Annotated in this window: 10 protein-coding genes; all 10 read right to left on the bottom strand. The window is 55.4% G+C overall.

Annotation, left to right across the window (positions count from 1 at the left end; translation table 11 throughout):
* Positions 1-369 precede the first annotated feature (369 nt).
* Positions 370-1,998 (bottom strand): isovaleryl-CoA dehydrogenase, encoded by a 1,629-nt coding sequence (locus KGP26_RS02365; protein WP_021807550.1) that lies wholly within the window; start codon positions 1,996-1,998, stop codon positions 370-372.
* Positions 1,999-2,121: 123 nt separating this feature from the next.
* On the bottom strand, positions 2,122-2,853 hold the full coding sequence (gene rlmB / locus KGP26_RS02360; RefSeq protein WP_021179009.1) for a 23S rRNA (guanosine(2251)-2'-O)-methyltransferase RlmB: 732 nt from the start codon (positions 2,851-2,853) through the stop codon (positions 2,122-2,124).
* A gap of 59 nt (positions 2,854-2,912) precedes the next feature.
* Positions 2,913-5,432 (bottom strand): ribonuclease R, encoded by a 2,520-nt coding sequence (gene rnr, locus KGP26_RS02355; protein WP_094982807.1) that lies wholly within the window; start codon positions 5,430-5,432, stop codon positions 2,913-2,915.
* 59 nt (positions 5,433-5,491) lie between these two features.
* Positions 5,492-5,917 (bottom strand): nitric oxide-sensing transcriptional repressor NsrR, encoded by a 426-nt coding sequence (gene nsrR / locus KGP26_RS02350; protein WP_024483339.1) that lies wholly within the window; start codon positions 5,915-5,917, stop codon positions 5,492-5,494.
* Between the two features lie 219 nt (positions 5,918-6,136).
* Entirely contained in the window at positions 6,137-7,435 is a 1,299-nt protein-coding gene (locus KGP26_RS02345; protein ID WP_024483338.1) for an adenylosuccinate synthase, read from the bottom strand.
* Positions 7,436-7,532: 97 nt separating this feature from the next.
* Positions 7,533-7,733 carry a DUF2065 domain-containing protein gene (locus KGP26_RS02340; protein ID WP_021179005.1) on the bottom strand — a complete coding sequence of 67 codons (201 nt, stop codon included), beginning with the start codon at positions 7,731-7,733 and terminating at the stop codon, positions 7,533-7,535.
* Positions 7,734-7,839: 106 nt separating this feature from the next.
* Positions 7,840-8,850, bottom strand: coding sequence for a protease modulator HflC (hflC, locus tag KGP26_RS02335; protein WP_021807553.1), 1,011 nt, complete (start codon positions 8,848-8,850; stop codon positions 7,840-7,842).
* A 3-nt stretch (positions 8,851-8,853) separates the two neighbouring features.
* Positions 8,854-10,122 (bottom strand): FtsH protease activity modulator HflK, encoded by a 1,269-nt coding sequence (gene hflK, locus KGP26_RS02330; protein WP_059199522.1) that lies wholly within the window; start codon positions 10,120-10,122, stop codon positions 8,854-8,856.
* Between the two features lie 92 nt (positions 10,123-10,214).
* Positions 10,215-11,495, bottom strand: a complete 1,281-nt coding sequence (gene hflX, locus KGP26_RS02325; protein ID WP_021807555.1) for a ribosome rescue GTPase HflX — start codon at positions 11,493-11,495, stop codon at positions 10,215-10,217.
* A gap of 98 nt (positions 11,496-11,593) precedes the next feature.
* A complete protein-coding gene (gene hfq / locus KGP26_RS02320; RefSeq protein ID WP_021179001.1) occupies positions 11,594-11,905 on the bottom strand; it encodes an RNA chaperone Hfq in 312 nt (103 codons plus the stop codon).
* Positions 11,906-11,993: the final 88 nt, after the last annotated feature.

Below are 11,993 nucleotides of genomic sequence, written 5' to 3'. Positions count from 1 at the left end.
GGAAAGCCAGTGGATTGACCTGAACAAGCCGCCATAAAAAAGACTTTCCCAAATAAATAATTAGCGCAGATTGGCACTCACGAGCCGTGCTTAATCTCCATTACATTAAAAATGTAACATACAACCCGTTACCCACTCAGCCAATTAGTTAAGCAGAACCCAAAAAAGGGTATATCCCATGCATTAACGAGAATCATCCTTAAAATTACAGCAGAATACATCTTGGGCGCTCACACGAAATTAATATCACGCGGGATATTTCTATAATTAATCACTCGAGCTGAAATCAGGCAGGAAATTATACATCCAATGCCATCAGCCTATTATCTGATGGCATTTCCCTCTAGACTATAAGCGACGAGTTCCTGTTTATCCCCCCATAGCCCGCTGGAGCAGCGTATCGCACACCTCAACAGGCAGCACTCTATCTCCACGATAATCCAGCGTTAAGTGACACCAGGCTTCTCCAATGGGCGGGCTGGCATGCTGCAGCAGTTGGGCGGCACAACACAGATCGAATAACTGCTGGGTTAACAAGCGCCCCATTTCTTCACGCGGCTGGCGCATACGCTGTTGCCATTGCCGCCAGGCGCGATCGAACAACCGGTTCTGCCCGCGTACCGGTAGCAACTCCTGTTGCAGCAACTCCAACGCACCAGGCAACTTATGCAGGCTGCGCATCACATCCAGGCACATGATGTTGCCCGAGCCTTCCCAAATGCTGTTTACCGGTGCTTCTCGATACAGACGCGGCAGCTCGCTGTCTTCGCAATAGCCGATCCCTCCCAGCACCTCCATGGCTTCCCCGATAAATGCCGCGCCTTGATGACAGATACTGTATTTTGCCGCCGGGGTCAGTAAGCGGCTGTAGACCACTTCGCCTTCATCCCCCCGGCTTTCCCAGGCTCGCGCCAAACGGAGCAGCAAAGCGATATGCCCCTCAAGCCGTAATGCCATACGGGCCAACACCTGCCGCATCAACGGCTGTTCAATAAGACATTTACCAAACGCCTGCCGTTGCAGAGCATGGTACAGCGCCACCGAAAGGCCGCGGCGCATCAGCCCATGGCTACCCAAAGCGCAATCGAAGCGGGTCATCCCCCCCATCTTGAGGATTTGCCTGACACCATCCCCTTCATCGCCCAATAACCAGGCCGTTGCGTCCTGAAACTCGGCTTCGCTACTGGCATTGGAACGGTTACCCAGCTTGTCTTTAAGCCGCTCCAGACGGATGGCGTTACGGGTACCGTCTGGCAGGAGCCGGGGCAGGAAGAAACAGGAAAGCCCTCCCTCCGCCTGTGCCAATACAAGATGCGCATCGCTTTGCGGCACCGAAAAGAACCATTTATGGCCCACCAGGCGATAGGCCTCTCCATTGCCTCGACTAGCGAGCGGTACGGCGGTGGTGGTATTACTCAGCACGTCCGAGCCACCCTGCTTTTCCGTCATCCCCATACCGATCAACAGCCCGCGCTTTTGTGCACCAGGCAGCAGATGAGGATCATAACGATCGGAAAGTAACGGGGATAACCAGGATTGATACTCTTTTGGCAGGGAACGCTGTAGCAGTGGGATAGCACCAAAGGTCATGGTGATTGGGCAGAGCGTACCGGCCTCCACCTGAGCATGCAACACAAAGCGGGCGGCACGGGCCACCAAGGAGCCAATACGGGCATCTTCCTGCCACGGCAGGTTATGCACCCGGTTAGCGACCAACCCCTGCATCAGGATGTGCCAGGCTGGATGAAAGCGCACGTCGTCCAGGCGTTGCCCGGTGGCGTCATAGCGCAGCAACTCCGGTGGGTTGGTATTGGCCAGCCGCCCCAACTCCAGTGACTCCTGTGTGCCTAACTGTTGCCCAAGCGAGGCCAAAACATCGCTATCCCAACCCGCCAACTCGCGCTGCAACGCTTCACGCAGCGGCGTATCGGACAGGAAAAGGTTGCTGTTCCCCAAGGGCTTGGGTTGGTTAAAGACGGTATGCGTAGTCCAGACCATGAGCTTGCTCCCTGATTAACGCTTCAGGGGTAATTATGGTCATTAGCCGGATTTCTGCCGCTGGCGGGATCACAAGATAGGAGATTAGAGGTAGGGGTGACAGGTTTCACCCCTATTAAATCATCAGCTGCGCTGACGCACCGCTTCAAACAGACAGACACCGGTCGCTACCGAGACGTTCAACGAGGAAACCGTACCGGCCATCGGAATGCTGATCAGTTCGTCGCAATGTTCACGGGTCAAACGACGCATACCTTCACCTTCCGCGCCCATCACCAGCGCCATCGGGCCGGTCATTTTGCTTTGATACAGCGTGTGGTCGGCTTCACCCGCCGTGCCCACGATCCAGATATTCATCTCTTGCAGCAAACGCAGGGTACGAGCCAGGTTGGTGACGGTGATCAGTGGGACGTTCTCGGCCGCACCACAGGCCACTTTCTTCGCCGTTGCGTTCAGTTGAGCTGAGCGATCGCGTGGGACGATCACCGCATGGACACCGGCAGCATCGGCACTACGCAGACAAGCCCCCAGGTTATGGGGATCGGTAACGCCATCCAGCACCAGCAGGAATGGTGTTTCAACGCTTTCCAGCAGCCCAGGCAGATCGTTCTCCTGATATTTCCGCCCTTCACGCACCCGCGCAATAATGCCCTGGTGGACGGCCCCTTCGACCTTCTCATCCAGCCATTGGCGGTTAGCCACCTGGATCACAATACCGGTCGCTTCCAGCTCGGCAATCAAAGGCTGCAAGCGACGATCGTCACGCCCCTTGAGAATAAACACTTCCAGGAAACGTTGTGGATCGTTGTCTAGCAGGGCTTTGACAGCGTGAATACCGTAGATAATTTCGCTCATGATGCTCTTTTAACTGTGCGGCCGGGGGTGCCCGGCCGGGGATAATAACGTGCGGCAGGTTAACCCTGCTCGGCACCTTTCTTCTTGCTGGCACGCTTGGCTTTGGTCGCGGCCGCTATCTTTTTGGTTTTGTCAGACGCTTTTTTGGCTTTCGCCTTCGGATCGGTTTTCGCTTTCGCCTTCGGGTCTGGCTTCACCTTGTCTGCGGGTTTGGCCTTGGCCCCCTCTTTTTTACGGAAGGCGCTGTCTGGCTCAAAGTTGGCAGGCGTCTTGCCGCCACGGCGTTTACGTTGAGCCTGACTACGGCCCGCTCCGGCACCGTCGCGCAGCGTACGCTGGCCGCCATTCTTGGCACGTTCGCGCTCGGTTTTGCCTTCACCACGCGGTTTGCGGGTACTGGAAACCAGGGCGAAGTCGATCTTGCGTTCGTCCATATGCACGGCCTCAACGCGGATCTCCACCGTATCCCCCAGGCGATAGACCATGCCGGAAGATTCGCCGATCAGACGCTGGCCGATATTATCGTAGCGATAGTAATCGTTATCCAGCGTAGACACGTGTACCAGACCATCGATAAACAGATCGCTCAGGCGGACGAAGAAACCAAAGCCGGTGACGCTGGCAATAACGCCGCTAAACACTTCACCGACGTGATCCTGCATAAAGTCGCACTTCAGCCAGTCCGCCACGTTACGCGTAGCTTCATCGGCACGGCGCTCGGTCATCGAGCAGTGCATACCCAGTTGCAGCATCTCTTCCAGATCGCTGTGCCAGCCTCCGGTTGGCGTCCAACGCTCTTTCTGATCACCTTGCTCTTTCGCCAGCACGTACTTGATGGCGCGATGCAACGACAGGTCCGGATAACGACGGATCGGCGAAGTAAAGTGGCCATAAGAGGCCAACGCCAGGCCGAAGTGACCACGGTTTTCCGGATCGTAGATCGCCTGTTTCATCGAACGCAGTAGCATGGTTTGCAGCATTTCGCGGTCCGGGCGTTCCGATACTTCGTCCATCAAAGTGGCGTAATCTTTTGGCTGCGGCTTCAGGCCTCCACCCAGGGTCAGGCCCAGTTCGCTCAACACGCTGCGCAATGCGGAAATGTGATCGTCGCTTGGGCGATCGTGCACGCGGAACAGCGCAGGTTCGTTATGCTTCTCAACAAAGCGCGCCGCCGCAACGTTCGCCATGATCATGCACTCTTCGATCAGTTTGTGCGCGTCATTACGTACCGTTGGCTCTACGCGCTCAATACGGCGCTCGGCGTTGAAGATAAACTTGGCTTCTTCGGTTTCGAAGGCAATACCACCGCGTTCGGCACGAGCCTGATCCAGCACTTTATACAGCGCATGCAGCTCCTGCAGGTGTTTGACCAACGGATGATACTGCTCGCGCAGCTCCTGATCGCCCTGCAAGATATGCCAGACCTTGGTGTAGGTTAAGCGCGCATGGGAGCTCATTACCGCTTCGTAGAATTTAAACGAAGACAGACGGCCCGATGCGGAGATCGTCATCTCACTCACCATACACAGGCGGTCGACCTGCGGGTTGAGCGAGCACAGGCCGTTGGAAAGCACTTCCGGCAGCATTGGTACCACTTCCGACGGGAAGTAGACTGAGGTGCCACGGCTACGGGCTTCGTCATCCAACGCCGTGCGAGGGCGCACATAGTAGCTGACATCTGCAATCGCGACCCACAGGCGCCAGCCGCCACCGCGTTTCTTCTCGCAGTACACGGCATCATCGAAATCGCGGGCATCTTCGCCATCAATGGTGACCAGCGGCAGGTGACGCAGATCCACACGCCCTTTCTTGGCGGCCTCCGGCACCTGCTCACTGAGGTCGGCAACCTGCTTCTCCACCTGAGGTGGCCAGGTATGCGGGATCTCATGGGTACGCAATGCGATATCCACCGCCATGCTGGTGCCCATTTTATCGCCCAGGATCTCGACGATTTTGCCCACGGCTTTGGTGCGGCGCGTTGGGCGCTGGGTCAGCTCGACCACCACCATAAAGCCCATCCGCGCTCCGCTGACCGAGTCGGCAGGGATCAGAATATCGAAGCTCAGGCGGCCGTCATCCGGCACCACGAAGCCAGTACCGGCATCGGTGAAGTAGCGACCAACAATCTGGCTGGTTTTAGGCACCAGGACGCGCACGATACGCGCTTCGCGGCGGCCTTTGCGGTCTTCGCCCAGCGGTTGAGCCAACACCACATCACCGTGGATGGCCATTTTCATTTGCTCGGCGGAGAGATAAAGGTCGTCTTTACGCCCTTCAACCCGCAAGAAGCCGAAGCCATCGCGGTGGCCGATCACCGTGCCACGCAGCAGGTCCAGACGTTCCGGCAGGGCATAGCACTGGCGGCGGGTAAAGACCAACTGGCCATCACGCTCCATCGCACGCAGGCGACGGCGCAGGGCTTCCAGCGCTTCTTCGCCGGATAAGTTCAGTTCATTGCCCAACTCTTCGCGGCTGGCTGGCGTTTCACGTTTCGCCAAATGGGCCAGAATAAATTCGCGGCTAGGAATTGGGGATTCATATTTTTCTGCTTCTCGTTCCAGGAATGGATCTTGTGACATTGAGGTTCCTCCGTTGTCATCAGCAGGGTGTCGCTGAGCCTTGTCTTCTCAGTAACGCTTTATTCGACAAGCAAAAGCTTGTAGAGCGGTGAATTGTCTTCGACCATGTCGGCCAATGTGTGACTATCCAGCTCCTCAAGGAAATTCTTTACCGCCTGCTGGAGCACTTGCTTCAAACGGCAGGCTGGGGTGATATGACAAAAATCGCTGCTGCAGTTAACCAACGAAAGCGGCTCCAGCGCCCGCACCACGTCGCCAATACGGATGCTTTCAGCCGGTTTACCCAAGCGTATACCGCCGTTTTTACCCCGCACGGCGGTGACAAAGCCTTCACGGCTCAGCTGATTGATAATTTTTACCATATGGTTACGGGAAACCCCGTACACCTCCGTAACTTCAGAGATGCTGGTCATTTTGTCCGCAGGCAATGATGCCATGTAGATCAATGCCCGTAGGCCATAGTCAGTAAAACTTGTTAACTGCACGTTTACCTCTGGGTATCTGCCGATTTTCGGCGATTTTCTTTACTATCTTATTGGATGATAAACCAGCCGGAGAGTTCGCAGCTAATTATTTAGCGCATAGGTGACTCTCAACCGGAGCAACGAAGGGATTTTGTGAGGTGAAAACGCCATCGGGGAGGATACATGAGGCAAACAAACCGGGACTTGGCCCGGTTTGTTTGATGACAGTAGGTAAACAGATTATGCGTCGAACGGATCGCGCAGGATCATGGTTTCGCTACGGTCTGGGCCAGTAGAGATGATATCTACCGGTACATCAGTCAGCTCTTCGATGCGTTTGATGTAGTTCAGCGCTGCCTGTGGCAGTTTGCTGTAGTCTTTCACACCAAACGTCGTTTCGCTCCAGCCCGGCATGGTTTCGTAGATTGGCTCGATACCTTCCCAACCTTCAGCAGCCAGCGGCGTGGTGGTCATTTCGCGGCCGTCCGGCATGCGATAACCCACACAGATCTTCACTTCTTTCAGGCCGTCCAGCACGTCCAGCTTGGTCAGGCAGAAGCCAGACAGGGAGTTGATCTGCACGGCACGGCGAACGGCAACCGCATCCAGCCAGCCGGTACGACGGCGACGGCCAGTGGTAGCACCAAACTCATTACCCTGTTTGCACAGGTATTCGCCGGTTTCGTCGAACAGTTCGGTTGGGAACGGACCTGCACCTACACGGGTAGAATAGGCTTTCACGATGCCCAGCACGTAGTCCACGTAACGTGGGCCAATGCCAGAACCGGTTGCTACGCCACCCGCGGTGGTGTTGGAAGAAGTCACGTACGGATAAGTACCGTGGTCGATATCCAGCAGCGTACCCTGTGCACCTTCGAACATGATCAGATCGCCACGCTTGCGCGCACCGTCCAGCAGTTCGGAGACGTCTACTACCATCCCGGTCAGGATATCGGCAATCGACAGCACATAATCAAGGGTGGTCTGGTAATCGACGGCTTCTACTTTGTAGTAGTTAACCAGTTGGAAGTTATGGTAATCGATGATGTCTTTCAGCTTGGTCGCGAAGGTAGCTTTATCGAACAGGTCACCCACGCGCAGACCGCGACGGGCAACTTTGTCTTCGTAAGCCGGGCCGATACCACGGCCGGTGGTGCCGATGGCTTTGGCACCACGCGCTTTCTCACGCGCATTATCCAGAGCGACGTGATAAGGCAGGATCAGCGGGCAGGCTTCAGACAGTAACAGACGTTCGCGTACCGGGATGCCGCGCGCTTCGAGTTCACCCATTTCCTTCATCAACGCGTCTGGGGCCAGAACCACACCGTTGCCGATGACGCTGGTCACGTTTTCACGCAGGATACCTGAAGGAATTAAATGAAGAACGGTTTTTTCACCGTTGATAACCAGAGTGTGGCCAGCGTTATGGCCACCTTGGTAGCGCACAACATATTGAGCCCGTTCAGTCAGCAGGTCTACGACCTTACCCTTACCTTCGTCACCCCATTGGGTGCCCAGTACGACGACGTTCTTACCCATTTTAAAATCACCAGGTTGCTTAAAAATGGATTCTACCACCCTAATTCTTCAGTTTCAGCACTTTTAGCATACGATTGCGTACTTTTTCGGCTAAACTTTAAACCCCCGTGTGTGCACGCAACATGTAGTAGATCACACAGCCTGCAACCACTAATCCCCCACCAAAACGCCGCAGCGTAGCATCGGGTAGTTGCGACATTGTCTGAACCATTTTACGCCAAGCCTGTGGGAACAACATCGGCCCCAGCCCTTCCAGCACCAAAACCAACCCAAGCGCCAGCCAGATTGTCGAATTCATCCTTCCCCCAAAAAAAGAAAGGCCCGCGTTTAAACGGGCCTTGGTTCTACCCCTGCTGTTTCAAACCATGGCCTGAAAGCTATCGGGGATCGCCATCATGCTGACGTTATCTGTTGCGCGTAGCAACCGGCGACTTCATGTAGCGGAAGAAATCGCTGTCCGGGCTCAGCACCAACACGTCCTGGTTGCCAGGGCCGAAGCTGGTTTCATAAGCACGCAGGCTACGGATGAAAGCATAGAAATCCGGATCCTGACTAAAGGCATCAGCAAACAGTTTAGCTGCTTCCGCATCGCCCGCACCGCGGGTGATACGCGCCTGACGCTCGGCTTCCGCGATGGTACGGGTCACTTCGTAGTCGGCGGTGGCTTTGAGCTTCTCAGCCTCTTCCTTACCTTGTGAACGGTGACGACGGGCTACCGCCTCACGCTCTGCACGCATACGCTGGAAGATCGCATCGGACACTTCCGCAGGCAGGTTGATCTGCTTGATACGCACGTCCACCACTTCAATACCCAGTGCCGCCATGCTGTTCGGGTTAACCGCTGGCTGTTTGCCATTGGTTTCACGCTCAACACGGGCTGCAGCAGAAGCAATAGCGTCATCGGCTTCGGTAGCGGCGGCTTCTTCGCCGTCACCCACGGTACCGGTGTTCAACGCATCACGCACGTCTGCCATCAGACGGCCACGGGAGTCGGTCACGATATCACGCACGTCCAAACGGCCAATCTCGGAACGCAGACGGTCGTTGAACTTGCGTTTCAGCAGCAGTTCCGCCTGAGAAACGTCACCACCACCGGTGGCCAGGTAGTAGCGGCTGAAATCACTGATACGCCATTTCAGATAGGAGTCGACGATCAGGTCTTTCTTCTCGCTGGTCACGAAGCGATCGGCCTGGTTGTCCATGGTCTGGATACGAGCATCCAGCATTTTCACGGTTTCAATAAACGGGATCTTGAAGTGCAGACCCGGTGCATAAACCAGCGGTTTGTTTTCGCTGTCGCGCAGGACTTTACTGAAACGCAGCACAATGCCGCGCTCGCCTTCCTGAACCACAAACATTGAGGCGTAAAGGGCTACCAACACCACCGCGAGGATAACTATGAAAGACTTACGCATTGATTATTCTCTCCCTACGCGTGTGTTGTCGCTACGCTGCGCATTAGCCCGGCGTTGGTCCATGATGGAACCACTGCTGGAACTGCTGGTGCTCGCCTCCGATGAAGGAGCCGAGGCTGGCGCAGGGGCGAGAAGGTTCTGCCCGGCATCTTTGCTGCCTTCGGTAGCCGACTTACCGGCACCGCGCAGCATCTGATCCAGTGGCAGCACCATCAGATTGTTATTGCCTTTATTGTCTGCCACCAACACCTTACGGGTGTGGCTCAGCACTTTTTCCATGGTTTCGAGGTACAGACGCTCACGGGTAATTTCCGGTGCGGCTTTGTACTCCGGCAACAGCTTGGCGAAACGAGCAACCTCACCCTGGGCTTCCAGAACGGTCTGGGCCTGGTAGGCGCGCGCATTTTCCAGCAGGCGCTGTGCAGCACCGTTGGCACGCGGCTGGACTTCGTTGGCGTAAGCTTCTGCTTCACGAATGGATTGCTGCTCGTTCTCACGTGCGGCGATCGCATCATCAAACGCGGCTTTCACCTCTTCCGGCGGACGTGCAGCCTGGAAGTTGACGTCCAGCAGAGTGATACCCATTTTGTACGGACGGATGGTATCTTCCAGTACACGCTGAGTGTCGCTACGGACGATGGTACGGCCTTCGGTCAGGATCTTGTCCATGGTGTATTTACCGATAACACCACGCAATGCGCTGTCTGTCGCCTGTCTCAGGCTGTCGTTGGCATCGGTTACGCTGAACAGATAGGCTGCCGGATCGGAAACGCGGTACTGCACGTTCATCTCGACACGCACCACGTTCTCATCGGAAGTCAGCATCACACCGGACGCGGACAGGTCACGGACCGACTCCACGTTAACCGGGCGAACCTGATCGATAAACGTCGGTTTCCAGTTCAGACCTGGCTGCACCAGATGGCTAAATTTACCAAAGCGAGTGACTACACCACGCTCGGCTTCTTTGATGGTATAGAAACCGCTGGCGGCCCAGATCACCACCACCGCAACCGCAGCGATGCCGACAATCTTGCCACTGAAGCCCGGCCCGATTGAACCCGTGCCACCGCCGTTATTGCCGTTGGAGCCTTTGCCACCGCCGGTCAGGCTGCTCAATTTCTTGCTCAGCTTGCGGAAGATATCGTCTAAATCCGGTGGCCCTTGATCGCGACCGCCTTTATTGTTACCGCCAGAGTTGCCGCCATTATTATTGCTGCTCCCCCACGGGTCGCGGTCCTGTCCGTTATTACCGGGCTGATTCCACGCCATGTTTTAGCTCCATTATTCTGTGATTGGGTACTTCAGGCTAATGCTTAGCCCACTCTTCTATTGAGCGGGCACACAAATGTAACAGGATATGATCATACGATAAAGTTAATCAGTTCCTGTTCCTGCTTGCAGAGGCGACGCCACTCCACGATCGGCATACGCACCACCACGCCGATACTGCCGTCCTCTTCATTCCACTCTTTTTCGATCGCCTGAAGCTGGTAGAAACGGCTACGAAGACGGCCTGCCTGTGGCGGTAAGCGCAGCTCAAAATGCGCGATTTCCCCCGATAAGCGCTCCGTCAACGCCTGAAATAGCAACGGGATACCTTCACCGCTGGCGGCGGACAGCCACACTCGGATCGGTAAATTTTCCTCGTTGCGATCGATACGCGGGACAAAATCATCCAGCATATCTATTTTGTTCATCACTAACAGTGTAGGGATCTCATCCGACTCAATCTCTGCCAACACGGAGTTCACCGCTTCAATGTTTTCATCCACCCGGGTATCCGCAGCGTCGATCACATGTAACAACAGAGAGGCCTGGCGCGTCTCTTGCAGTGTCGCTTTGAACGCGGCAACAAGATCGTGCGGCAAGTGCCGGATAAAGCCTACGGTATCCGCCAACACGGTATCGCCTACGTCCGCCACGTCAATACGCCGCAGGGTAGGATCCAGGGTGGCAAATAGCTGGTCCGCCACATACACTCCGGCAGACGTAATTCGGTTAAACAGGGTTGATTTGCCTGCGTTGGTGTAACCCACCAGCGATACGGTTGGCACATCGGCACGGGTACGCGCTCGTCGCCCTTGATCGCGCTGCTTCTCTACGCGCTCAAGGCGGCGCAGAATCAGACTGATGCGATCGCGTAGCAGACGACGGTCAGTTTCTAACTGAGTCTCCCCCGGCCCGCGTAGGCCAATCCCCCCTTTCTGACGTTCAAGGTGAGTCCAACCACGAACCAGACGAGTGGCAATATGACGCAATTGCGCCAACTCTACCTGCAGCTTACCTTCATGGGTACGGGCACGCTGGGCAAAGATGTCGAGAATCAACCCGGTGCGATCGATCACCCGGCATTCACACAAGCGTTCGAGATTTCTCTCCTGCGCTGCGGAAAGGGCGTGATCAAACAGGACAACAGACGCGCCGCTGGCTTTCACCGCATCTGCAATTTCTTCGGCCTTTCCTTCACCGACAAAGTATTTTGGGTGAGGTGCTTTGCGGCTACCAGTAACCACTTGCAAAGCCTCAACGCCCGCAGAGGACACCAGCGATTCGAACTCACTGAGATCTTCTGTATCTTTGTCTTGCGAGAAATAGATATGAACCAGGACGGCCTGCTCACCGGCTTCATAACGGTCAAACAAGCGTGCAACCTCTCAAACGGAACAAAACCGCGAGTTTGGGGGACATAAACAGCACTGCGCTGCTTATGCTCCCCGTCATGGTTGACTCGCAACGCGCTTTATTCAGCGTCATCGCTTTCCTGCTGCGGCTGTTGCGGCGCAGACGGGTTGTTACCATGGTGATAATTGCTGGTGCCGCCGCTGCTCGGGGTGTTGCTGTGGTGCGATACCGGGCGCGATGGAACAACGGTAGAGATAGCGTGCTTATAAACCATCTGGCTCACCGTGTTCTTCAACAGGATGACAAACTGGTCAAAAGACTCAATCTGGCCTTGCAGCTTAATACCATTCACCAAATAAATAGAAACCGGAACACGTTCACGACGCAATGCGTTCAGGAACGGATCTTGCAAAGATTGCCCCTTAGCCATTCTATCTTTTCCTTATTTGTTTGTTGTTTTTAACCAAGAACCTGTCGGCTCAAAATAAACGACCTAAAAAATTTGCGCGCTGAATACT

The sequence above is a fragment of the Serratia sp. JSRIV002 genome, from assembly GCF_019968725.1.
GTDB lineage: Bacteria > Pseudomonadota > Gammaproteobacteria > Enterobacterales > Enterobacteriaceae > Chania > Chania fonticola_B.
Note: the sequence above shows the minus strand (reverse complement) of the source record. Positions and strands in the feature narration are given on the sequence as shown.

Coding starts and splice junctions, on each gene's coding strand:
- KGP26_RS02345 (WP_024483338.1), bottom strand. CDS start 7,435: ATGGGTAAGAACGTCGTCGTACTGGGCACCCAATGGGGTGACGAAGGT.
- hflK (WP_059199522.1), bottom strand. CDS start 10,122: ATGGCGTGGAATCAGCCCGGTAATAACGGACAGGACCGCGACCCGTGG.
- KGP26_RS02340 (WP_021179005.1), bottom strand. CDS start 7,733: ATGAATTCGACAATCTGGCTGGCGCTTGGGTTGGTTTTGGTGCTGGAA.
- hfq (WP_021179001.1), bottom strand. CDS start 11,905: ATGGCTAAGGGGCAATCTTTGCAAGATCCGTTCCTGAACGCATTGCGT.
- KGP26_RS02365 (WP_021807550.1), bottom strand. CDS start 1,998: ATGGTCTGGACTACGCATACCGTCTTTAACCAACCCAAGCCCTTGGGG.
- rnr (WP_094982807.1), bottom strand. CDS start 5,432: ATGTCACAAGATCCATTCCTGGAACGAGAAGCAGAAAAATATGAATCC.
- rlmB (WP_021179009.1), bottom strand. CDS start 2,853: ATGAGCGAAATTATCTACGGTATTCACGCTGTCAAAGCCCTGCTAGAC.
- hflC (WP_021807553.1), bottom strand. CDS start 8,850: ATGCGTAAGTCTTTCATAGTTATCCTCGCGGTGGTGTTGGTAGCCCTT.